Origin of the sequence: Helicobacter jaachi, assembly GCF_000763135.2 — a bacterium.
Classification (GTDB): Bacteria; Campylobacterota; Campylobacteria; order Campylobacterales; family Helicobacteraceae; genus Helicobacter_C; species Helicobacter_C jaachi.
Window position 1 is genome coordinate 257,097 of sequence record NZ_JRPR02000002.1, and the last position, 24,529, is coordinate 281,625.

The following is a 24,529-nucleotide window of genomic DNA, read 5'->3' on the forward strand; positions in this document are numbered from 1 at the left end:
TTATTCCTTTGCGGTAGTTTATAAAGTTAATTTTAGGGCTATCCACTCACCTTGAGTGCGTGTCTCTAGCAGATTAAAATCACTGAATGCCTCTATTATATCAAATTTATATTCACTAAGTATCCCAGAGAGTATCAAAAGCCCATTTTTAGCTAGCTTTGCTTTAAAATCATTGTGTAAAAGCTTCACAACAAATGCGATGATATTTGCCACAATCACATCATAATGCTTAGGCTCACTAGGGGCATTATTAATGCTACCTTGCCATAAAGATGCAAAAGTAGTGTGATTAAGTAGAGCATTTTTTTGACTTTCTTTAATACACAGTGCATCTGTATCGCAGGCATATACTTGCGCGCCAAGTTTGGCAGCAGCTATGCTTAAAATTCCGCTTCCGCAGCCCACATCAAGCAATGTCTTGCCACATATATTTGCCTCTTGCAAAAGCTCTAAGCACATAGCTGTGCTTGCGTGATGTCCAGAGCCAAAGGCAAGGGCAGGATTTATGATAATATCCTTGCTAGATTCTATATTGTTTGGCAGATTATGCCATGAAGGGCGGATATAAAAGCCAGCACAATACACGGGCTGCACAGAATCTTCATACGCCTTTATCCAATCTTTATTTAATTTTTCAGCAATATGATAGCAAAAGCCCACTTGCATTTGCGTATTTTGCGCGAGCGTAGCGGCAAATGCTTGCATAGATTCTATAAATGCTTGTAGATTAATATGCTCAAGGCGAGCGATGATTTGTGTGGGTTGCGCACTTAGTTTGGCTTGTGCGATGTGAAAGTTAAAGCCTTGCCATGAGGCGTCATCATAAGTGATTGCAAAGGGATTTTGCGCGGAGATAGAATCTATAAACTCAACAGCGCAAGAAGTTTCTTGAAGGATAAAATCGGCAAACTGCTCTACAAAGCCACTAGGGTGGATAATAATCTCATAATATACCTGCTTATCCAATCCCTGCATTTCATTTGAGGATTAATCCTCATTCACGCCTAAAACTACTTCAAGCTTTTCTTTGAGGACTTGGGGTGTGAAAGGCTTAACGATGTAATTATTCACTCCAGCCTTAAGTGCGGTAATTACTTCAGCTTTGCCACCCTCAGTAGTAACCATAATGATTGGAATAGATGTATATCGTGGGTCGGAGCGCACTTTTTTAACTAAATCCAAACCATTCATTTCAGGCATATTCCAGTCGGTAATAAGCACTTGTATGCCTTCTGTGGTGTCCATAATCTGCCACGCCTCCACACCATGCTCGGCTTCTAAAATATCTTCATATCCCAAACGTTGGAGGGTGTTTTTTATAATTCTTCTCATTGTAGAGCTATCATCAACAACCAGCAGTTTCAAGTTATCTCCTTCATTAAGTTGTGGCTACAAAAATAAAAGGTGCAATTCTATCACATCTTTTTTACAAATTAGATTAATCCTTGTATTTTTTCTAAAAAACCAAAATTATTTTTGCGGATAAGATTTTAGGAGGGCTTTAAGGTCTATCTTTTTTTCATAAAAGGCTTTACCCACGATAACTCCACTAATAAAGGCATTTTGATTAAGCGTGTGCAGCTCCTCTTGTGAGGCAAAGCCCCCACTTGCTATAGTGTAAATGCCGCTAGTTTTAGCCATTTGCTCTGTGAAGGTAATATTTATCCCGCTTAATGCTCCATCGCGCTCAATATCTGTGCAGATAATGGCTTGAACCTTGCTTTGTGCGAATTTTTGGGCTAATGTGTGAGAATCTATGCCATCTTCTTGTATCCAACCTTGCGTAGCCACTTTGCCATTGCGCGCATCAATACCCACTGCTATGGGATAGAGCGTAGCCATTGTCTTTGTAAAATCCCAATTTTGCGTGGCAAGAGAGCCTAAAATCACGCGATTTACCCTCATTTGTGTATAAAGCTTTATGCACTCTTCATTGCGAATCCCCCCGCCAACTTGCACTTTAAGCGTTGTGGCAGATACAATCTTTTCAATCGTGGCTAGATTCTGTGGGCTGCCTGCAAATGCCCCATCTAAATCCACAATGTGTAGGTATTTTGCGCCCATATCCTCAAATGTCTTAGCAAAATCTAGTGCCTCTCCATAGATAGTAGCACTGCGCATATCGCCTTTAAATAGCCTCACGGCCTTACCTTCTTTTAAATCAATAGCAGGATAAATATCAAGCATGCCTAATCCTCTTTAATCCTCAATGGGTTTAATATTATTATACATCCACTCTGCACACCAGCCCACGAAAGCAAAGACTAAAAACGCATAGCGCGCATTAAAATAATTATCCGAAATAGAAAGCACAGAAGTGCAAATAATGCAGATAATAATGCCCAAAATAAGCAAGGCAAAATTCATATATTCATAGAATCCAAATAGTTCTTTATGCTTAAACATCACATATATAAGCAGCCCAACACCCCCAAAAAGCGCGATAATATCCAAATAAGCATATAAATTATCGCGATAATAATAAGGCTGTATGCAGAGTGCAAAAAGCACCACTATGATGATATTCATCGAAGGGCGCATATTGTAGAGCATTTCACCGATTTGATTATCTTGGTTAGGACGCAAGCCAAAGATTAAAAACAAAAGCGGAATATACACAAAAAACGCATACACCCCCAAGATAAACACAATCCGCCCTAGATAGTCTGTTATCAGTTCAAAAAAGTCGCGATGATAAATGCTCCCCTCAATAGCAAATAAATCCATAATATCCTCTGTCTCTGGGATATGCGTGGTTTTAAGAATGACAAGATAGATAAATATTATGCTTAGCGTGAGCATAATAATGCGCTGCAGGGTATTACTCGTCTTATGCCAGCTGCTTATAATCACAAAGGCGCTGCTAAGCAGAAAGCCGCAGAAAAAGAATAGCACGCTTAAATTATCAAAAAATTGATTTTCACGAATAAAAATTAAAAACAAATGTGAAAAAGAGTTTGAAAATTGTGAAGTAAAAAGCGTGAGATTAGTAAAAACAAATAGCGAGAAAAAAAGTAATGAAAAAATAACCGTAATGCGCGTGGTAGGTTTAATCATACACAATCCTTAGTAATTTCTTAAAAAATATCCATCTATGCCGTCTGCTATACCTTGGGCAAGCAGTTTTTGATAATCTTTTTTTGCTATGAGTTTGCCCTCATCTTTGTGCGAAGCATAGCCAATTTCGATAAGCACAGAGGGCATAAGCGCGCCAGCTAGCACCCAAAATGGTCCCTCTCTCACCGCGCCATCATGTGTGTCATACTCCGTCCTTACTTCATTAAGAATACCAGATTGTATCTCAATAGCCAGCTTATGCGATGCCACAAGATGAAAGGCGCTAATGGTATTAAGAAATGACTTAGTCGCAAAGTGGCTCATAGTTTCAATATCACCTTGGTTTTCAGCCTTTGCTACCTGCTCGGCGCGCTCACTTCGCGCAGGAGAGAGGAAGTAGGTTTCTACACCATTTGGCGTTTTAGGAGAATCTTTAGGCATGGAATTAGCGTGCACAGAGACAAACAAATCAGCGCCCTTAGCGTTTGCAAACTCTGTGCGCTTGCGCAAGTCAATATACACATCACTATCGCGTGTCATAAAGACCTTATACCCGCGAGATTTAAGCTCTTGGGTCAGCAGCTTTGCTACATCAAGCACAATGATTTTTTCACATATACCCTCCACACTCCTTGTGCCGCAGTCTTTCCCTCCATGCCCTGCGTCAATAACTATCTTTTTTCTTGTATCTTTTTTTTCATCTTTAGTATTCTTAGATTCTATAATTTCATCTTTTGGCTTGGACTTTGTCTCTTTGGCAGTACTTTTAGAATTTAGCCTAGATTCTATCTTAGAATCTGCTTTGGTATTTGTGGGGGGTTTTTGTGGGGTGGTGGGCTTAGTGGTTGGTTTTTGCGTATTTGTAGGCTTTGTGGCAGTTTTTGGTTTAATAAAAATATAGAGATTTTCTTTTTCTTTAATGATTTCATAAGTGGATTTTGGCTGCAAACGAAGCACAATACGCACGATTTTAGGCGTATTTTGCGCTACTTGCAAAGTGGAATTATCCTTAAATACAAAATTGCGGCGGGGGATAGTGAGATTTGCCTCAAAGTCTATGAGCGTGGTATCTTGCCCCTTTTTTGTTTGCCATGTGAGTGAAGCAATATCTTGAGCGAAGACTATTTTTAAATTTCCATCGCCAAAGGGCGTCATTTTGATTATGCGATGCTCCCCGCTTGCGCATAATACTACAAAGAGCAATCCTGTTAGGATTCTTAGCATTTAATCTCTCACAAGCTCGGCAATAATTTCTCTTACAGGTTGAATTTTTTGGATTCTATATCCATTTGCCCCCGTAAAATACAAGCCTTGTTCCCTATCACCCATAAATCCCCTCCCTAGAGAATCTGCGATACAATACCCCACCTTCTTTGCCTCCACGCCTCTATGACATGGAGAGACGCAGTTGCTTATGCAGCGGATTTTTGGCGCATTGCCTTGTGCTATTCTATCAAATATGCCAGTTTTTACTGCGCGCGCAGGATAGCCCACGGGGGATTTTACTAGTTCAATATCCTCTTTACGCACGGAGGGCATTAAATCACGATAAGCCTTTGCATCACATTCCTCCGAGCCTAGCCATCTTGTCCCCATTTGCACCCCGCTTGCGCCTAAAGAGAGCATTCTATCAATATCGCCTCTATCCCAAATGCCTCCCGCAGCGATAACAGGGATATGCCCCCATTTTTTGACTTCATCTACTACCTGTGGGAGTAGATTCTTAAGCTGATATTCTTCTTTAAAACAATCCTCATAGCTAAAGCCTTGATGCCCGCCACTTAGTGGTCCTTCAACCACCACAGCATCGGGGATTTTAGCATATCTATCCATCCAGCGCTTACAAATGATTTTTAATGCCTTAGCCGATGAGACAATGGGCACAAGTGCGACATCAGGGAAGTTTTTAGTAAATTCGGGCATATTGGTAGGCAGTCCTGCACCTGTTACGATGATATTTGCACCTGCTTCACACGCATCGCGCACCACGCGCCCATATTCATTAATCGCGTAGAGTATATTCGCTCCTAGCGGATTGTTTCCACAAATTTTGCGCGCATTTTTAAAAATCTCATTTAAAGCCTGCTTGGAGTAGAAATTGATGGCTTCAAAGGGCTTAGAATTAGTGATTTTTTCCACAAATTGCATTTTTTGATAATATCCTGTGCCAACAGCGCTAATAATTCCTAGCGCGCCTTCTTTAGAAACACTGCCAGCTAATCTATCCCAGCTAATGCCCACACCCATACCGCCTTGAAAAATTGGGTATTTAATCGTATGCTTGCCTATTTTGAGCGGTTTTAATCCCATTTGTATGTCCTTATGAAATAATCACTTTTGCGAAACGTCTTTTGCCAATTTGGACAATATATTCACCCACAGACAGCTTAAGATTCTCATCAGTTATTTTTTCTTTATTAATTTTTAATGCTCCGGCGCGAATATCTCTGCGCGCTTGAGAAGTAGATTCACAAAGTCTAGCATTCACAAGCACTTTAGCTATCCATTCGCCATTATTATCTTTAAATGTCGGTATGTCTGCTGGTATCTCATCTTTGCTAAATACATTGTCAAATGCTATTTTAGCTTGTTTTGCTAAATCAATGCTATGATAGCGTGTTGTTATTTCTAAAGCGAGCTGCTCTTTAATGGCTTTGGGGTGTGCTTGGGCGTTATTTACTTGCTCTTTTAAGGCAGCAATTTCTTGCAAGGATAAGGCGGAGAGTAATTCATAATATCGCCACATCATTTCATCACTAAGGCTTAGAATCTTAGCATACATGGTATTAGCAGATTCTGTAACGCCAATGTAATTATTGAGCGATTTGCTCATTTTATTTACACCATCAAGCCCCTCAAGCAGCGGCATAGTCATTACAGATTGCTCCTTTTTTAGCCCATATGAGCGCTGCAAACTGCGCCCTACAAGGAGATTAAATTTTTGGTCATTCCCGCCTAGTTCAATATCACAATTAAGCGCTACAGAATCATAGCCCTGCAAAAGCGGATACATAAATTCCACCATAGAAATAGGCTGATTATTGCTATAGCGTTTTGTAAAATCATCGCGCTCAAGCATACGTGCTACAGAAAATTTTGAAGTGAGTGTAATTATGCCTCCAGCGCCTAGCTCGCTAAGCCATTTTGAATTAAAGCAAATTTGTGTGTGCTTAGGATTTAGCACCTTAAAAACTTGCTCTTTGTAAGTGAGGGCATTTGCTTCTACTTGCTCCTTGCTCAGGGGCTTTCTTGTCTCGCTTTTCCCGCTTGGGTCGCCAATGGTGGCTGTAAAATCACCGATAAGAAATTTCACATTTCCGCCATAGCGTTGGAATGTGGCTAATTTTTGCAAAAGCACCGTATGTCCTAAATGCAAATCAGGCGCTGTGGGGTCAAAGCCAGCCTTTACGCAAAAACGCTCGCCACTCTCATAGAATCTTTGCACTAATGTTTGGATATACTCCTCACCGATAAACTCCACGCAACCGCGTTTTAACTCCTGCATTGCTTCTTGTATCATTTTTCTCCCTTATGCTAGATATACATCTTTAAGATTGCTAAATTCAATGATTTTATATTTTTTATTTAACGCCTCTTTAATAGTTTTTGCATCTTGACTTTTGCTCTCAAAGCAAATTTCACAATATGTAGAAAACTGCCTATCTAGCGTATTGTAATCTACTTTTAAGATATTACAATCAAGCTTTGCTAATAGGCTTGATAAAAGTGCTAGCGTGCCTTTTTGATTTTCAAGTGCGATGATGACTTTATACATGCTCTTTTGCTCATTTGCCCACTGCACAAAGAGCATTTCGCTGCCTTGGTCTATTTCATTGAGCGCTCTTTCACACATTTTGTGATGAATGTAGGCTTTTTGGGAAGTTTTAATGGCTAAAATATCATCTCCATATTTAGGGTGGCAGCAGTAATCAAAAATCACTTCATTCACATTGCGGTTAGTCTGCACGATGATGTTATCAAAATTTAGCGCTTTAAGCTTTAACATATTGATTTTAATTTTGCCCAAAAAATTTGCCTCGCGCAAAAAATTACCCTTGATACTATTTTTAACTTCTTTTAAAAATGCTAAATCATAAGCCGCGCGTTGGATATTAGATTCAAGCCTATTTTCTTTCAGGTAGGTTAAAACGGCGTGTTGAGAGCTATCAAAGATAGTTTGCAGAATCTGCAAGGCGACTTTTTTATTGATTTCTTTAAGCTTTGCTTGACATTGGATTCTCATATGATTTTTTGCTCTAGAAGTTTTAACCGCATCAATCCAAGTGCAGCGTGGGTGGATTTTTTCATAAGGTTCTGCCACCACAATGCGCACAATATCGCCATTTTTAAGCGGCTGGAGCAAAGAAGCATTTTGATGATTGATAAATGCCTCTTTAGCATTATTGCCTATATCGCTATGCACAGCATAGGCAAAATCTAGCGCTACCGCGCCCACAGGTAGATTATAAATATCGCCCGCTGGAGAAAATACCATCATATCTTCTTTGTATAGGTCATTTTTGGCTAATTCGTAAAATTCCTCAATAGTATCATTTTGGTATTGCAAATTATTGAGCCATTCTAAATTTGGCTCTAAGCCACCGCTTTTATATTTCCAATGTGCTGCTACGCCATATTGAGCAGATTTGTGCATATCAAAAGTGCGGATTTGCACTTCATAAATGCTCGCCCCTTCAAAAATAGTCGTGTGGATTGTTTGATAACCATTTTCTTTTGGCAGTGCGATATAATCTTTAAGGCGCGAAATAACGGGCTTTAGCTGCAGGTGTAATAATCCTAATACCTTATAGCACTCTAGGCTTGTTGGCACAATAACGCGCACCGCGAGCAAATCTAATATCTCATCAATGCCCACTCCCTTGCGTTGCATTTTAAGAAATATGGAATAATAGCGCTTCACGCGGCTTTCAATAGTAAAATCTTTTTCGTTAAAGCCATTTTGCAATAAAATAGTGGCGACTTTTTGCCTAAATTCATTGAGCCTTAGCGTAATGGATTGATTATTCTCTTTCATGTATTGCTCAATTTTGCGATACTCTTCAGGAAAAATATAAAAAAAGCTCCTATCTTCTAGCTCGCTTTTAAGCGATGAAATACCTAATCTATGAGCGATTGGAGCATATACCATAAGCGTTTCTTCTGCTATGCGCTTTTGCTTATGCGGGGGCAGGGCGGAAAGGGTAAGCATATTGTGCATTCTATCGCTAATTTTAATCACCAGTGCGCGAATATCTTTTACAGAGGCTAAGAGCATTTTGCGGAAGCTTAGCGCGGAGGCGGCGAGCTTTTCATTAAGATTGCTGCTTAGCTCCTCTTTGCGGATTTCTACAATTTTTGTAAGCGCATCAACCAAATGCCCCGTGTCCCAGTCAAATTCACGCCTTACATCTTCTAATGAATAATATGTATCCTCCACCACATCATGCAACAATGCCGCACATATCATCGTTTCATCACCGCCATAAAATGCCACAATGCACGCCACACAAAGTGGGTGAACCACATAGGGAATACCACTCTTGCGCAGCTGCCCATTATGTGCATTTATCGCTACATCAATGGCTTTTTGCACCTTTGGGGTAATATGCGTGAAAGTTTGCAGTTTGGCAATGGCAGATTCTATATTATTAATTTGAGCAATTTGGGCGAAGAAGTCCAAACCCTATGTCCTATCCTCAATGGAGGTAAGCTCGATTTTCCCCTCCGCAATTTCGCGCATAGCAATATCAGGCAATTTATGCGTTTTAATATCCATAGCTACAAGCGGCTTTGCGCCCTCACTTAGCTCTTTAACACGCTCAAAAATGAGGCTTGCGAGCAAATATCTATCATCTTGCACTCTCTTGAGTGCTTTGGCTGCGATTTCTTCTGTCCGTAATGTGTGCATAATGCTCCTTTATCTAGAGTTACAAGAATTAAAAAAGTGCAGATTCTATCTTTTTTTTCATTTAGTTTTGCTTTTGTTTTAATTAATGCACAATGGAGCAAACGCCCTCATTGTATTTGAGCAGATTTACTAAATTGCCTTTTTTAAACATATTGCAAACTAAAATGGGCAATTTATTATCCTTTGCTAGCGCAATGGCTGTATCGTCCATAACCTTGATGTGGTCTCTTAGCGCCTCATCATAGCTTAGAGAATCTAGCATTTTTGCATCGGCAAATTTATGCGGGTCTTTATCATACACGCCATCAACTTTTGTCGCCTTAATAATCACATCTGCGCCAATTTCTACCGCGCGCAAAGTCGCTGCGCTATCGGTTGTAAAAAATGGATTTCCAGTGCCTGCGCCAAATATTACCACACGCCCCTTTTCCAAATGCCGAATAGCGCGGCGATAGATGTAGCTCTCACAAATTTCTTTAATCTCTAGCGCACTTTGCACGCGCACATCAATGCCAGAATGCTCCAGCGCCTCCTGCATAGCCACAGCATTAATCACAGTGGCTAGCATACCCATATAATCCCCGCTTGTGCGGCGGATAATGCCACCCTGCGCTGCAGAGACGCCGCGTATGATATTGCCTCCGCCGATGACTATGCCTACTTCAATATCATTATCTCTTAGCGTTTTGATTTCATTTGCGATGTATTGCAGCACATTCACATCAATGCCAAAGCCACTATCCCCCGATAACGCCTCTCCAGAAAACTTTACCAACACGCGTTTATACTTCATCACCTTAGCAGTCCTTTCTTTTTAAGTTTGCCATTTTATCTAAAAAGCTTAAACTAATGCTATGTTGGGCGCAAATGCGCGGCTTTGCCGAGCTTATGACAAGACCGCGCGGCTTTTTGTTAAAAAAGCAACAGCGCGGAATTATAGAATCTAGATTCTATAACGCGTAAGAATCTTGTGCTATATTAAAACCATGCAAGCACTTAATTCATATCATATAGAACTCTTTGGCATTATACAGGGCGTGGGATTTCGCCCATTTGTGTATCATCTAGCACACAAAATGCAGCTTAAAGGCTATGTGCAGAATTGCTATGAAAATTTGCTCATTTATCTTACAGACATAAGCACGCAGCAGCTAGAGGATTTCCTCTCCACGCTTTTTAGCACTCTGCCACCTCATGCGCACATTACTCATCATCACATAAAGCCCGCTTTGCCCTTAATGCTTGATACATTTGAAATTAGAGCTTCCAAAGCCACAAAGCAAGCGCATCTAAGCCCAACGCTTTTACCCCTTGATATGCGCATTTGCCCAGATTGTCTAAAAGATATGCAAACACAGGGTAGATTCTATAATTATGCCTTTACCACCTGCACGCATTGTGGCGCGCGATATTCCATAATAGACGCCCTGCCTTATGATAGAATCCACACCTCCATGCGCGATTTTGCCATGTGTGAAGCGTGCCAAAGCGATTATGCAAATCCGCATAATCGCAGATTTCACACCCAGCCCATTTCGTGCCTGCAGTGCGCCATTAGATTGCGCTTCATTGATGAGCGTGGCAAAGTGCGCACTTTTAAGCATGCCAAAGATGATATAAAGCTTATTGATATGATTTCTGCTAAACTTAATGAAGGCAAGATTATCGCTATAAAGGGCGTTGGAGGATTTAACTTTGTAGCAAGTGCGAATAATAAACAAGCCATTACCACTCTAAGGGCGCGTAAAAATCGCCCGCACAAGCCATTTGCGCTAATGTTTAAGAATCTAGCAGATATTAAATCCCTAGCCTTTGTAAATAAAAAAGAGCAAGCCGCTTTATGCTCGCACCAAGCGCCTATTGTGATTTTGCAGCGGCATTTTAAGCCTAGTGAGCTTATAGATGAGGAGTGTTTAGCGCTTATTGCGCCAGATATTAGCACCATAGGCGCGATTTTGCCCTACAATGGCATTATGCACTTGCTTTTTATGCGTATGCAAACCCCGCTTATTTTTACTAGCGCAAATATAAGCGGTGAGCCTATTATCACGCAATGTGATGAGTTGTTGCATAGCGGCGTGCAAGATGTAATCCTTGATTATAATCGCGAGATTTTGCACCCCCTTGATGATAGCATTATGCGCTATATGGCAGGAGAAATGCGCCTTTTACGCTTAGCGCGTGGCTTTGCACCTCTCTGCTTGCCTTTAGAAAATAAGCAAAAGCATTTTATTTTGGGCGTAGGCGCGCAGCAAAAATCCACTTTGAGCCTGCTTGATAAGGATAATAAAGTGCTTGTTAGCCCATATTTAGGCGATTTGCAAGGTGTAGATTCTATAAATGTATATCAATCGCAAATGGCATTTTTGCAACACCTCTATGCGCAGGCGTTTGATAGTATTATTTATGACTTGCACCCTAAATATGCCTCCACGCAAATTGCACTAAAAACACCCGCTACATCGCATATTGCGCTTTCTCATCATAAGGCGCATTTTTACGCGATTTTGGGCGAATGTAATGCGCTAGATTCTATACATGCAAAACTAGGCATTATATGGGACGGCACGGGCTTTGGGGAGGAGGGGCATATTTGGGGAGGAGAGGGATTTTTATACCAAAATAACGCCATGCATAGAATCTACCACTTTGAGACATTTGTGTTTTTGGGCGGGGAGGGCGCGATAAAAGACATTGGCAAGCTTGCTGCAAGCCTTTTGTGGCAATATCAAGTGCCAAATACAAAGGATATATTGCATTTTAGCCCCACAGAAATAGCCCTTTTGCAAAGCGCGCATAAAAGTGGCATTTATCCGCTTACTAGCTCGCTTGGCAGGATAATTGATGCGGTGGCATATATACTTGGCATTTTAAAAGAGCAAAGTTATGAAGGGCAGAGCGGCGCACTGCTAGAGACTTATGCTATGGCGTATAAGCGCCCTGCAAAGCCCTATAAATTTCGTATCACAAATGGCGTGGTTGATATGAGTGATGTTATCCATAGCGTGTGCAAAGAGCGCAAAAATCCTAAAAAAAGCGCGTATAGATTTTTAAACACACTCGCTCACATTGCGCTAGCAATGGCACAAATGCAGCGTTTAGCGCATAAAGATGTGGCGGTATATTTTAGCGGCGGCGTATTTCAAAATAAGTTTGTTTGTGATAGAATCCGCACTCTATTTTCAAGGCATCATATCACTTTTTTTATGCACAAAAAACTTCCCTGCAATGATACAAATATTAGCTTTGGGCAGGTAGTCTTTGGCTCGCAATTGGGCTTAAAACTAAGGAGAAAGTATGCAAATTGATATAAAATCGCGTGAGGCGCGCCTAGCGGATAATCCTACTTTAGAGAAAAAATCCATAGATGTAGTGAGTAAGATTCTCTCCAAAAATGATATAAAGGCTAATGAATTACGGCAGCGCTACAAGGAGCTTGGGCTATATGTGATTAATTTAATGAGCTCACCCGGGAGCGGAAAAACCACCTTTTTAGAATCGCTAAGCCAAAGGAGGGATTTTAGATTCTGTGTTTTAGAGGGTGATTTGCAAACTAATCGTGATGCGCAGCGCCTTATGGATAAAGGTGTGAGCGCGTATCAAATCACCACCGGCGAGGCATGCCACTTAGAAGCAGCGATGATAGAATCTGCGCTTAATAAACTCCAAGAGCAGTGCGATATGGCACAAATGGATTATTTATTTATCGAAAATGTGGGCAACCTCGTGTGCCCGGCAAGCTATGATTTGGGCGCGCATTTAAATATCGTGCTGCTCTCAACAACGGAGGGCGATGATAAGATTCTTAAATACCCCACGATGTTTATGTGCGCAGATGCGGTGATTATAAGCAAGGCAGATGTAATGGAATATATGGGATTTAGTGTAGAAAGAGCGCGCGCGGATTTAGCGCAGCTTAAAGCCAATGTGCCGCTTTTTCTCCTAAGCAGCAAGCAGGAGCAAAGTATAGAATCTGTGTGCAATTTTATCGCGCAAAAAAGGGCGCAAAACTACCAAAGCACGCATAAATTTTAAGGAGTAAAGATGTGTTTGGCTATTCCTTCTAAGATTGTGGAGATACGGGATAATAATATGGTGCTTGTCGATACGCTAGGCGTGCAGCGCGAGGCGAGTTTGGATTTGCTTGATGAGGAGGTGCGCGTGGGTGAATGGGTGCTGCTGCACATTGGCTATGTGATGAGTAAAATTGATGAGCAAAGCGCGAGAGAGAGCTTAAGGCTGTATGATGAAATCTTAGAGGCTTTGAACGAGGAAGGTGTATGAATATTTTTATCATTAATCTTAAAGCCTCCACAGAGCGCAGAGCCTTTATGCAAAAGCAGTTTGCACATTTAAGCAAAGATATAGCAGATAGATATAATATTATTTTTTTTGATGCCATAAACGCCGCGGAGGGCGAGCATTTGGCTTTTAAGCAATACTCTAAGTTTAAAAGTCTGCTTGTGCGCGGCAAAGAGATGAGCGCGGGAGAGCGCGCGTGCTTTGCAAGTCATTATTGTTTATGGCAAAAATGTATAGAATCTAATACCCCCATAGTCGTGCTAGAAGATGATGTGGAGTTAGGTAAGCATTTTTGGGAAGGGCTTAAGCGCGTAGAGGAAAGTCCCTATGCATATGTGCGCCTTACTTTTTTGGCTGATGAGATTAAAACTATGCGCTTATCAAATGATTTTTATATAAGCTTTGATGGTGTTATAGGCACACAGGGTTATTACCTTACGCCTGTGGCGGCTAGGGCGTTTATAGAGCATGCTAAGAGCTGGTATCGCCCCGTAGATGACTATATGGATATGTTTTATATCCACCATGTGCCAGCGGTGTGCATAGAGCCTGTTTTACACCCTAGAGAGATTGCTAGCGCGATAGAAGGGCGGTGGAGCAAGCCGCCCATACCGCTTAAGATTATAAGAGAATGCTCGCGATTATATCTTAATATACGAGGCTTTTTATATCTTGTATTTAGAAAGAAATCGCTCCTTTTACCCAAAGAGGCGCTTAAAACTCTATTAGCGGGGGGGGGGGGGCAATACATTATGCTAAAAAGTGAAAAAAAAATTGATTTAATCCATAATTTTCGCGATAAAGATGTGATTTTAGGCTTTGCCAAAAAAATTAATACCCTCTCCTCACAACTTCAAGCCCCACTATGTGTTATGGAAGTGTGCGGCGGGCATACGCACAGCATTATGCGCTATGGCTTGCAGCAATTATTACCTAAAAATATAGCATTTATACATGGACCGGGCTGCCCTGTGTGCATTATGCCCAAAAATCGCATAAATCAAGCCTATGAGATTGCCATGCAAAAAGATGTGATTTTGCTCACACTTGGCGATATGATAAAAGTTCCAGGTGTAAAAGGCAGCCTCTCTACTGCGCGCGCTAAAGGTGCTGATGTGCGCTTTTTGTATTCGCCCATGCAAGTGCTTGATATTGCTAAAGACAATCCGCATAAGCGTGTGGTGTATTTTGCCATTGGTTTTGAGACGACTACGCCTATGAGTGCAGCGCTCATAGAGCGCGTGATAGAATCTAGGCTTACAAATGTGTTTTTTCATATTAATCATGTGCTTGTGCCTCCACCAGTGCGTGCGATACTAGATTCTAAACAATGCCGCGTGAATGCCCTCATCGCGCCTTCTCATGTGAGCGTGATTACAGGCGCAAAGATATATAAAGATATTGCTTTGCAATATAAGATTCCTATCGTGGTGAGCGGCTTTGAGCCGGTGGATATTATGGAAAGTCTTTATATGATTGTGCAGCAAGGTGTCAATAAAGAAGCCAACCTTGATATACAATATAAGCGCGTGGTGAGTATGGAGGGGAATTTAAAGGCACAAAGTATGGTAGAGCGGTATTTTGAGAAGAGAAAAAGCTTTGAGTGGCGTGGGTTAGGAGAAATTACAGAATCTGCGCTGCGATTAAAGCCAGCATACACGCATTTAGACGCAGAAGTAGTGTTTAGCTCAATTTTAAGCACAGATTCTATCCCCGATAATAAAGCCTGCCGCTGCGGGGATATTTTGCGCGGTGTGGCAAAGCCTCTTGATTGCAAAGTATTTGGTAAATCTTGCACGCCTAGCAATCCATTAGGGAGCTGTATGGTGAGCAGCGAGGGTGCTTGCGCGGCATATTACAAATATGGCGATGTTAGCAATCTATGAGTGACATTAAAGATACGCTAATAGACGCAGCCAAGCGCTATTACGCCTATTTAGATGCCAATGATTTAGGCTTAAGCGAGATACATATAAGCCATTGTATGCTTGAGGGTGAAGAGTTTATTATCGCACTAAAGGGCAATATGGCGGATATGGAGGTGCGCTTAAATGGGGATTTGCTCTTAAAAGTTGAACATGAATTATATAAAATTACAGAGACAGATGATATTAAGCCGCGATTTTTTGATGAAAAGCAAAAGGTTTTCTATCTTTCTTTGAAGCCAAAGCTTGTGCCTATTTTTGCAAAAATACTTAAAGAAAAGCGGCATATAGCGCTTTTTAGCGATTTAAAGTTTTTAGTAAAAAATGTGGAGGAGTTTTTTACCAAATATGGCGAGCATCTAAGCTTGCCTCAAGCTATTAGCCCTTGCATTGTGCCGCATATTGCGTATTTAAGCGATGAGCAAAGCACGGCTTTAAATATGGTGCTTAACACGCCTTTAAGCTATGTGTGGGGACCGCCTGGCACGGGTAAGACGCAAGCGGTGCTTTTTGAGGCGCTTTTGCACTACATTAAGGCAGGTAAGCGCGTCGCAGTGGTAACTAGCACGAATAATGCCCTTGAGCAAGTGCTAAAATCACTCATTAAAAAATTTGACGCGCTAGGATTAGAGCGCACTAGCATCTTGCGGCTTGGCACGCCTACATTGCAGTATATGAATACTTATCCGCAGACTTGCGACCCAAGCTTATTTCAGCGTAGGCAGGATATGAGTCTATTTAATTTTCAAGATTCTCTAAAAACGCGGCTTAAGCAAGCCTTTGTTGTGGGCGTAACGCTTGATGGCTTTATTAAGCGATATGAGGGCTTGGAGCTAACATTTCATCATATATTTTTAGATGAATGCGCTTATGCGCCTTTGATTAAAACTTGTGCTTTGTGTGTGGATAATACGCCGCTTTCATTTTTTGGCGACCATAAGCAGCTCTCTCCAGTGTGTGAAATGCCCCTAAACGAGCTGCGCAAGGCAGAAAATGAGCATGTGTATGCATGGACATTATCTGCACTTTTTTTAGAATCTTTTTTAAAAGGCAGCCCTTTAAAAGAGCTAGCTAATCTCCAAACGCCCCCACTTGCCTACACCTGCTTAAGCAAGCTAAGCAAAACTCACCGCTATGGCGATAATCTCGCACATATCCTTGATACATATATTTATCATATGGGCTTAAAGGGCAATGGCGAGCAAATGCAGATTCTAGCCATTGATAGCGGCACAAAGAGCGAGGGCGAGCAGCATATAAGCGAGAATGAGGCGCGTGCATGTGAGCAGCTCTGCCTTAAGCTTAGGGGGGAAGATTATGCTGTGATTACGCCATTTGTCAAGCAGCGTAAGCGGCTGTGCAAGGGGATTCCTAGAGATAGAATCTTTACCATTCATGGCTCGCAGGGACAAGAATTTGATAGCGTGATTTTTTCGCCTGTGAGTTTGCACTATCATCTGACCAATTCTTCGCAAATAAATGCGCTCTATGCGCTTAATGTGGCTATTTCGCGTATTAAAAAGCGGCTTTTTATCGTGTGTGATTATAAATTTTGGATAAAGCAAGAGGGGCAGCTCATTTGGGCGATTTTGCAGCAGGCGCAAATGATAAATATAGAATCTAAGATGACTTTTTAAGCCCTATAATAGCGTGAAAGTAAGTTTTAAGGAGCGAAAATGAAGCATATTACACTATCTTGTGGCAGTGGGGGATTAGAATCCTATAAGCTCATTGATGAGGTGATTTATGAGATTTTGGGTGGGCTTATACTAGATATGCACGAGGACGCAGGCGTGTATGAGGGCAAGGGGCGTATGGCGACTAGCACAGATAGTTATGTGATAAGTCCGCTTGTGTTTCCCGGTGGGGATATTGGTAAATTATGCGTGTGCGGCTCGAGCAATGATGTGGCGATGCGCGGGGCAAAGCCGCTGTATATGTGCTTAGGGCTTATTTTGGAAGAGGGCTTAGATGTGTCGCTTTTAAAGCAGATTCTATATTCTATTAAGCAGGAGGCGCGAAAGGGGGGGCTACGCATTATATCAGGCGATACAAAGGTCGTGCCAAAGGGCGCTGTGGATAAAATTTTTATTAATACAACAGCCTTTGGCGAGGTGGTGAGCGATTGGCGTGTGGGGAGGATACAAGAGGGCGATGATATTATCCTTAGCGCACCTATTGGCGCGCATGGTGCGGTTATCTTTTGTGAGAGGAATGAGATTGCGTTGCAGAGCGATTTGCAGAGTGATTGCGCGCAACTCTATCCGCTTATAGAATCTGTGCATAATTGTGAAATTCACACTATGCGAGATGCAACTAGAGGGGGATTAAGCGCGGTATTAAATGAATGGTGCAGGGCAGCAAAGGTAGAAATAAGCATTAATGAAGAGAGCGTGCCTATCTTGGAGCAAGTAAGCGGTGTGTGTGAGATACTAGGGCTTGAGGCGCTAAGCCTAGCAAATGAGGGTGTGTGCGTAATGGCTCTGCCCGCAAGCGAGAGTAAAGAGGTGTTAGCAAAATTGCGCGCCCATGAGCTTGGGCGGCATGCATGCATTATTGGTCGTGTATCAAAAAGGGTGCAAAATATAGAATCTGCGCGCGTTATTTTGTGTAATCAGTGGGGAGGAAAGCGCTATATGGAATACCCACAAGGTGAGCTATTGCCTAGAATCTGCTAGCTTTAAGCTAGAGCTTGTTTTATTACTCTAATTAAAGCCTAGATTCTATGTAACTTTAGCACTTGTGGCGTTTAAGAAGAATGTGAGAAAAGGCTATTTAGATTCTATAGAATCTAGTAGGCATTTGCCCCGTTTTATTCTCGGGGGCGAGCTTCATTTACGCGGAGATTGCGCCCGCGGAAGTCCTTTTCGTTAAGTGCTTCAATGGCTTTTAATGCTCCCTCATCATTCATTTCTACAAATCCAAAACCTTTTGGCTTACCAGTTTCTCTATCATTGACAAGTTTTACGGAAAATACTTCACCAAATTGAGAAAATAACTCTTTTAACTCATCGCGCGTAACGGCATATACTAAATTTCCTACATAAAGTGTTTTCAAAGGAGCTCCTAAAAAATAAAAATACCCTTAAATAAGGCTGTGGTATGCTATGATTTATTTACTTACAAGTTTCTTAAAATATCTTAATTATGCTACTCATTGCGTAAAACTTGCAAAGTATCTACTTGCGAAGCTTTTTTTGCCGGATAATATGATGATAAGCATACAATGATAATCGCTCCAAAAATAGTGCATACAAAATCAAGTAAGGACAAATCAAGCGGAAGCTTTGAGCTGCCATACACATCAGCGGGCAGCGAGATAATCGAGAATGTATCAAGCACATACATCGCCACGCCTGTAAGCACGACACCAAGCGCAATGCCGCTTAAGCCAATGGCATTACCCACCCAAAAAAATACCTTTTTAATCTCTTGTTTGCTCGCGCCAAGTGAGAGCAAAAGCGCTATTTCTTTGCGGCGATTCATCACTACCATAAGCAAAGAGCTAATGATATTAAGGCTTGCCATTACGATAATGAGCATAAGCACGATAAAAAGTGCGCGTTTTTCAAGCTCCATAGCGGAGAAAAAATTACCATTTTGCTGCCACCAGCCCTCAACGCCTGCACGCGAGGGGAAATGCTCGTTCAAAAATTGAGCAATAGCGGTAATATCTTGCATGGGATTTGGTGTGTGTATGTGAATGCCATCATACACATGCTCATCAATGCGGCGAATTTTTTGCAGTGCGCTTAGGTTGGTATAAACATAGGCTTCATCATACGCGCGCAGCCCAGATTCAAAAAAGCCCGCGATACTAAAGCGCTTATTAATAGGCGTGTAGCTAAAGCCAGATGGCTCAAGTTGGGTAAAAAATAAATCAAGCTTATCGCCTACCTCTAAGCCAAAATTATCGCTAAGCCCCTTGCCTACGAGGATTGAGAATTCTTTTTGCATAAAGGCGTGAATGTTTTGCGCGCGTATTTGCTCAATTTGCGCTTGTGTGAAATGCGCGGAATCTTGTGGCTCAAGGGCTTTTCTTACCACTTCATTTAGGCTAGATTCTGCTTGCATATCCACACCAAACACCATTGCTGCATTCATCGTATTGCCTACCTTGCCAACAGCCTGATAGCGCAAATAGGGGCTAAAGCGAAATTGCGGGAATTGCGCTTTTAGCGCATCTAAAATCTGCTTATCCACGCCCATATAAGTGGTAGAATACACACTTAGAGGATAATTCATAATAAAAAGCTTGCGCTCAAATTCTTTAGTCATACCATTCATTATAGCCATTGCCACGCATAGCACCATAACGCCCACGCCCACGCCAAAAAACGCCAAAAGCGCTGTGATAGAAATAAAAGGCTGCGTTTTATCAAAGCGCAAATAGCGCGGCAGCAAATAGGCGATGAGCGCTTTCATTATGCCAATAATCCCTTTTTGGGTCCGCCTTTGCCATGGCAGAGCTTATATTTTTTGCCACTACCACAGGGGCAGGGGTCATTGCGCGCGATTTTAGGCTTTTTAGTCCCTGCTTTTTCTTTATTTGCGCTAAATTCTTGCAAATCCTCATCAAGCTCCTCTTGCATACCTTGGAGCATTTTGTGGGCTACTTCATCTTCTTTTTCCCTTAGCTGAATGATTTGGAGCATTTTTGTCGTTTCAATTTTTAGATTCTCAACAAATTCCAAAAATAAATTGTAGCTTTCCTTTTTGTATTCTACTAAAGGGTCTTTTTGATTGTAGCCGCGTAAGCCTATGCCTGTTTTTAAATTATCCATAGTATAGAGATGCTCCCGCCACGAGCTATCTAGCACTTGCAGATAAATAATGCGCTCAATTTGCGCTCGCTCGCTAGGCTCAAGCTTAGACATCTTTGCTTCATAGGATTTGCTCATCGTATCAATAAGCCTTTGGAGCAGCTCATCATAGCTTAAATCATCTATGTTGCCTATATCAAGCCCTAATTCCTCATTAATTTGCGCTTTGAGCGATTGGGTATCAAAGTCCATATCGCCGGGTAGAATCTGCGCTTTATACAGCAGGGATTGCGCGGTAAGCTCGCGGTTTGTGGCTATACGCTCTGCAAGGGAGAAATCCTCATGTAATAATTCATTGCGGAGTTTATACACGGCTTTGCGCTGCTCGTTGGCGACATCATCATATTCAAGCAAGTGTTTTCTTGATTCAAAATGCAAATTTTCTACCTTTTTTTGCGCACTCTCCACAGAGCGCGTAACAAGTCCAGATTCTATATGTTCGCCCTCTTTAAGCCCAAATCGCTCCATAATGCCCTTTATTTTATCGCTCCCAAAGATTCTAAGCAGTGAATCTTCAAGACTAAGGTAAAATTGACTGATGCCCGGGTCGCCCTGCCGCCCTGCACGCCCACGCAATTGATTATCAATGCGCCTGCTCTCATGCCGTTCAGTGCCAATGATGTATAATCCCCCAAGTTCGCGGATTTCATCACTAATTTTTATATCCACGCCGCGCCCTGCCATATTTGTGGCAATGGTTACAGCACCTTTTACGCCCGCATCTTTAATAATTTCTGCCTCTTTGCTGTGTTGTTTGGCGTTAAGCACGGTGTGCGGGATTCTGTGTTTTTTAAGCAATTCATGCAAAATTTCGCTTTTTTCAATGCTCGCCGTCCCCACAAGCACGGGCTGCCCTTTTTTATGCAATGCTTGTATTTTTTCAACCACTGCATTGAATTTCTCACGCTCGCTTTTATAAATTAAATCATTCAAATCCTTGCGCGCTATAGGCACATTTGTGGGGATACTCACCACCTCAAGATTATAAATTTGTAAAAACTCGCTTGCCTCTGTTTGTGCTGTGCCTGTCATACCTGCTAGTTTTTCATACAAGCGGAAATAATTTTGGAAAGTAATATCTGCTAAAGTTTGGCTCTCCTCTTTAATATCCACTTTCTCCTTTGCTTCAATAGCTTGATGCAAGCCCTCACTAAAGCGCCTACCCTCGCTTAAACGCCCTGTAAATTCATCAACAATCACTACTTCATCATTTTGCACCACATAATCCTTATCCTTAATAAATAGATAATTTGCCTTTAATGCTTGGTCAAGATGATGCGAGAGCGCGGCATTTTCAATGCTATATAAATTATCCACCTTAAAGAGCGTTTCTGCCTTTTTTATGCCCTCTTCTGTGAGTAGAATCACGCGATTTTTTTCATCAATATTAAAATCAACGCCCTCTTTGAGATTCTGTGCTACGCTATTGGCTAGCTGATAATGCTCTAGCGTGCGATTAACAGGACCAGAAATGATAAGCGGCGTGCGCGCCTCATCAATCAATATAGAATCTACTTCATCAATAATGGCAAAATAATGCTCCCTTTGCACTTTTTGGCTTAAATCATATTTCATATTATCGCGCAGGTAATCAAAGCCAAATTCATTATTTGTGCCATACACCACATCACACGCATACGCCTTAAGGCGCGCATTATCATCGCGCACATCGCTTGTGATAATGCCCACATCAAAGCCTAGAAAATTATAAAGCGGCTCTAACTCCTTTGCATCGCGCTGCGCGAGGTAGTCATTTACCGTTACTACATGCACACCACGCCCACAAAGTGCGTTCAAACACACAGCAAGTGTGGCAACTAGCGTTTTACCCTCGCCCGTTTTCATCTCCGCAATGCGCCCATCATTTAGCACCATACCGCCGATGAGCTGCACATCAAAATGCCGCATACCAAGCACGCGTTTGCTCGCTTCGCGCGTGATGGCAAAGCTTTGATGCAGCACTGCTTGCAGGCTAGATTCTCCACTTTGGATACGCCCTCTTAACTCATTAAAGGCATTTTGGAGCATTTCATCGCTCATCTTTGCGTAAGTAGATTCTAAAGCATTTATGGCTTGCACTTCTTTGCGGTAGTGTTTTATGAGTTTATTATTGCGCGAGCTAAGCATTTTAGAAATAATAGGAACTTTGGAAACAATGGTTTGCAGCATAGATTAAGCCCTTTTGTGTGAAAATATGGGCGTATTCTAGCACACTTTTTACATACTTTAGGTAAAATCGCCCTTTTAACATTAGAGATTTTAAGGATTTATAAATGTATTTTTTTAGGCTTTGTATTGCCCTGCTGTCCTTGTGTGTAAGCGTTTTTGCGTGGGGGGAAAATTTAGTGAGTATTGAGGCAGATTTTGAGCAGATTATTACGAGCGAAGATGGCATACCTGCGCGATATGAGGGCAAAATCTTTGGTAAAACGCCTAGCCAAGTCAAATGGGATTATCAAAATCCTTTGAAAAAGGAAATTTATATGCGCGACAATGAAGTTGTCATTTATGAGCCAAGTTTGGAGCAGGTGAGCTATTCGCGCTTAAAGGATAAAACAGATTTTATCTCTATCATTAAATCTGCCAAAAAGCAAGATGATGGCGCATATCACACCAAAGTGGAGGGCGTGGAATATAAGCTTTTTGTAGATAAAAATGATAAGCCAGAGCGCATAGAGTTTGTAGATTCTATGGGGGCAAAGACTACTTTAAAGCTAAGTAATGTAAAGCTTAATAAAAACATAAATGAAAGCATTTTTAACTTCACACCGCCCCAAGGTGTGGAAATAGTCGAGCTTAAATCACGCTAGATTCTATAATTCCGCGCTATTGCTTTTTTAACAAAAAGCCGCGCGCATCTTACAAATGTAAGCAAAGCTCACATTTGCGCCTAAAGTATAAAGTTATAGCTGCTTAAGCATCTATCAACTTGTTTTTTAAGGTTAGATTCTATAATTTTAGATTTTAAATCTCTTAGGGAGGATTTTATAGAATCTAGCGTATAGCAGAATTTTTAAGGAGTATTGATGTTTGATTTTAAACACGCGCAAAAAGCTAGCCTTGCGCACAAAGAAATTATATGTGACAACCTCACACCTCTATCTATCCTAAGTGCGACAAAGGCTAGAGTGCTTTTAGAATCTGCATACAACGAAACAGGCAAGGATAGATATTCGCTAGTAGTTTTAAATGAAGCTTTTAGAATCTATAAGGACAAAATGGGGCAGCATCTCATCGCAAATGGGCGCAAAGTGCCACTAAAAGAGGCTTTAAAAGGTTATAAACAAGCGCATAATTGGGATTTTTCACATGATTTTTTATACAGCCTCTCACTTGTGCGCAGTCTTGCGCCAAATCCGCAGGGTAGGCTCCCTAGCCACCTGCCTTTGCCACTAGGCGGCGCGGGATATATAGGGTATGAATTTTTTGCTGAAATTGAGGAGATAGATTTTACTAATCCCCCGCTTTATGATGCGCCAGAATGCGCGTTTATCTTTGGTAGGGATTTTTTAATCTTTGACCATTTATTTGATAGGCTGCATATTGTAAGCGTGAGTTATGCGCATGAGCGCGAGCAGATAAACCCACAAGCGCGTATTGAGCATATTATGAGCTTGCTTGAGGGCATTCCAAGGCTAGATTCTATCCATACAGATGAGCCTGTGGAGGATTTTACTATCATTGATGCCACTAGTGCGAGCGAGTATGAAGCGGTGGTGGAGAGGATTAAGGCGCATATTTATGCAGGCGACTTGCTCCAATGCGTGCCAAGTCAATCTATGCAGGTGCATTCTAGCCTTTCGCCGCTGCAGGCTTATCGGCATTTACGCTTTCAAAATCCTAGCCCTTATATGTTTTATTATGATTTTGATGATTTTGTGGTGTTGGGCGCTAGTCCAGAAATTATGATACGGCTTAAAACTCACAATGAGCGCTCATTTTTTACCCTTCGTCCCATTGCTGGCACAAGGGCGCGCGGAGAGAATATGGTTCAAGATTTAGCCCTAGAAGAAGAGTTATTAAGAGATGAAAAGGAGAATGCTGAGCATTTAATGCTGCTTGATTTAGCGCGCAATGACGCGGGCAAAGTGAGTGTGGGCGGAGGTGTGAAAGTGCTTGCACGCAATCAGGTAGAGCGGTATTCGCGCGTTATGCATATTGTTTCAGAAGTGCAGGGCGAGCTAGATTCTAAAATCTATGCTAAACGCGATGCGTTCAAGTCTGTTTTCCCTGCAGGCACGCTAAGTGGCGCACCAAAGATTGAGGCGATTAAGACTATTGAGGCTTTAGAATCTACAGCTAGAGGCATTTATGGTGGTGCGATAGGGTATTTTACCTATGATGAGGATATGGATTTTGCTATTGCTATCCGCACGGCTGTGTATCAAAATGGCATTTACTATTTGCGTTCAGGTGCGGGTGTGGTGCAAGATTCTATCCCTGCTAAAGAATATATTGAGACACAAAGCAAAGTCCGCTCCATGCTTGATATGCTCTGCAAATAAAGGAGAAAT

21 protein-coding genes and 1 pseudogene are annotated in these 24,529 nt (G+C 41.7%); 9 read left to right on the forward strand and 13 right to left on the reverse strand.

Annotated features, from left to right (window positions below):
• Positions 1-18: 18 nt before the first annotated feature.
• The 10 genes from LS71_RS04950 to pyrH form a co-directional block, all read right to left on the reverse strand.
• Entirely contained in the window at positions 19-975 is a 957-nt protein-coding gene (locus LS71_RS04950; protein WP_034354140.1) for a 50S ribosomal protein L11 methyltransferase, read from the reverse strand.
• A gap of 12 nt (positions 976-987) precedes the next feature.
• The gene (locus tag LS71_RS04955; protein WP_034354137.1) at positions 988-1,365 is read right to left on the reverse strand and encodes a chemotaxis response regulator CheY; all 378 of its coding nucleotides are present in this window, start codon (positions 1,363-1,365) and stop codon (positions 988-990) included.
• A 105-nt stretch (positions 1,366-1,470) separates the two neighbouring features.
• A complete protein-coding gene (gene hisA / locus LS71_RS04960; protein ID WP_034354135.1) occupies positions 1,471-2,187 on the reverse strand; it encodes a 1-(5-phosphoribosyl)-5-[(5-phosphoribosylamino)methylideneamino]imidazole-4-carboxamide isomerase in 717 nt (238 codons plus the stop codon).
• Positions 2,188-2,199: 12 nt separating this feature from the next.
• A complete protein-coding gene (locus LS71_RS04965; protein WP_034354133.1) occupies positions 2,200-3,057 on the reverse strand; it encodes a hypothetical protein in 858 nt (285 codons plus the stop codon).
• Between the two features lie 9 nt (positions 3,058-3,066).
• Positions 3,067-4,281 carry an N-acetylmuramoyl-L-alanine amidase family protein gene (locus tag LS71_RS04970; protein WP_034354131.1) on the reverse strand — a complete coding sequence of 405 codons (1,215 nt, stop codon included), beginning with the start codon at positions 4,279-4,281 and terminating at the stop codon, positions 3,067-3,069.
• Positions 4,282-5,367, reverse strand: a complete 1,086-nt coding sequence (locus LS71_RS04975; protein ID WP_034354128.1) for a nitronate monooxygenase — start codon at positions 5,365-5,367, stop codon at positions 4,282-4,284.
• 10 nt (positions 5,368-5,377) lie between these two features.
• Positions 5,378-6,577 carry a tyrosine--tRNA ligase gene (tyrS, locus tag LS71_RS04980; protein WP_034354126.1) on the reverse strand — a complete coding sequence of 400 codons (1,200 nt, stop codon included), beginning with the start codon at positions 6,575-6,577 and terminating at the stop codon, positions 5,378-5,380.
• A gap of 9 nt (positions 6,578-6,586) precedes the next feature.
• Positions 6,587-8,737 (reverse strand): RelA/SpoT family protein, encoded by a 2,151-nt coding sequence (locus tag LS71_RS04985; RefSeq protein ID WP_034354123.1) that lies wholly within the window; start codon positions 8,735-8,737, stop codon positions 6,587-6,589.
• A gap of 3 nt (positions 8,738-8,740) precedes the next feature.
• On the reverse strand, positions 8,741-8,965 hold the full coding sequence (locus LS71_RS04990) for a DNA-directed RNA polymerase subunit omega (RefSeq protein ID WP_034354122.1): 225 nt from the start codon (positions 8,963-8,965) through the stop codon (positions 8,741-8,743).
• Between the two features lie 82 nt (positions 8,966-9,047).
• Complete coding sequence (gene pyrH / locus LS71_RS04995) at positions 9,048-9,758, reverse strand: UMP kinase (RefSeq protein WP_034354120.1); 711 nt, start codon at positions 9,756-9,758, stop codon at positions 9,048-9,050.
• A gap of 175 nt (positions 9,759-9,933) precedes the next feature.
• Between pyrH and hypF the strand changes: the two genes are divergently transcribed.
• From hypF to hypE, 7 genes and pseudogenes are all read left to right on the forward strand, one after another.
• Positions 9,934-12,273, forward strand: a complete 2,340-nt coding sequence (hypF, locus tag LS71_RS05000; RefSeq protein ID WP_238700334.1) for a carbamoyltransferase HypF — start codon at positions 9,934-9,936, stop codon at positions 12,271-12,273.
• On the forward strand, positions 12,263-13,000 hold the full coding sequence (gene hypB, locus LS71_RS05005) for a hydrogenase nickel incorporation protein HypB (protein WP_034354117.1): 738 nt from the start codon (positions 12,263-12,265) through the stop codon (positions 12,998-13,000). Before hypF ends, hypB begins: the two co-directional genes overlap by 11 nt.
• 9 nt (positions 13,001-13,009) lie before the next feature.
• Positions 13,010-13,249 (forward strand): HypC/HybG/HupF family hydrogenase formation chaperone, encoded by a 240-nt coding sequence (locus LS71_RS05010; protein ID WP_034354114.1) that lies wholly within the window; start codon positions 13,010-13,012, stop codon positions 13,247-13,249.
• Positions 13,246-13,761, forward strand: a pseudogene (locus LS71_RS09660) (glycosyltransferase family 25 protein); the annotation flags it as partial. The gene LS71_RS05010 and the pseudogene LS71_RS09660, both read left to right, overlap by 4 nt.
• A 258-nt stretch (positions 13,762-14,019) precedes the next feature.
• Positions 14,020-15,153, forward strand: coding sequence for a hydrogenase formation protein HypD (gene hypD, locus LS71_RS09580; RefSeq protein WP_034356585.1), 1,134 nt, complete (start codon positions 14,020-14,022; stop codon positions 15,151-15,153).
• Complete coding sequence (locus LS71_RS05020) at positions 15,150-16,829, forward strand: AAA domain-containing protein (RefSeq protein ID WP_034356582.1); 1,680 nt, start codon at positions 15,150-15,152, stop codon at positions 16,827-16,829. Before hypD ends, LS71_RS05020 begins: the two co-directional genes overlap by 4 nt.
• 39 nt (positions 16,830-16,868) lie before the next feature.
• On the forward strand, positions 16,869-17,870 hold the full coding sequence (gene hypE / locus LS71_RS05025) for a hydrogenase expression/formation protein HypE (RefSeq protein WP_034356579.1): 1,002 nt from the start codon (positions 16,869-16,871) through the stop codon (positions 17,868-17,870).
• 134 nt (positions 17,871-18,004) lie between these two features.
• Here hypE and LS71_RS05030 read toward each other — a convergent pair whose 3' ends face one another.
• The 3 genes from LS71_RS05030 to secA all read right to left on the reverse strand — a co-directional run bounded on the left by LS71_RS05030 (position 18,005) and on the right by secA (position 22,142).
• A complete protein-coding gene (locus LS71_RS05030; RefSeq protein WP_034356575.1) occupies positions 18,005-18,250 on the reverse strand; it encodes an RNA recognition motif domain-containing protein in 246 nt (81 codons plus the stop codon).
• Positions 18,251-18,342: 92 nt separating this feature from the next.
• Positions 18,343-19,617, reverse strand: a complete 1,275-nt coding sequence (locus tag LS71_RS05035; RefSeq protein ID WP_034356572.1) for an ABC transporter permease — start codon at positions 19,615-19,617, stop codon at positions 18,343-18,345.
• Positions 19,617-22,142: a preprotein translocase subunit SecA gene (gene secA, locus LS71_RS05040; protein WP_420810252.1), complete on the reverse strand. Its 2,526-nt coding sequence runs from the start codon at positions 22,140-22,142 to the stop codon at positions 19,617-19,619. Before secA ends, LS71_RS05035 begins: the two co-directional genes overlap by 1 nt.
• Positions 22,143-22,288: 146 nt before the next feature.
• On the opposite strand from secA, the gene lolA reads away from it, so the two are divergent.
• Together lolA and LS71_RS05050 are read left to right on the forward strand one after the other, a co-directional pair.
• Complete coding sequence (gene lolA / locus LS71_RS05045) at positions 22,289-22,825, forward strand: LolA-like outer membrane lipoprotein chaperone (protein ID WP_034356566.1); 537 nt, start codon at positions 22,289-22,291, stop codon at positions 22,823-22,825.
• A 216-nt stretch (positions 22,826-23,041) separates the two neighbouring features.
• On the forward strand, positions 23,042-24,520 hold the full coding sequence (locus LS71_RS05050) for an anthranilate synthase component I family protein (RefSeq protein ID WP_034357026.1): 1,479 nt from the start codon (positions 23,042-23,044) through the stop codon (positions 24,518-24,520).
• Positions 24,521-24,529 lie beyond the last annotated feature (9 nt).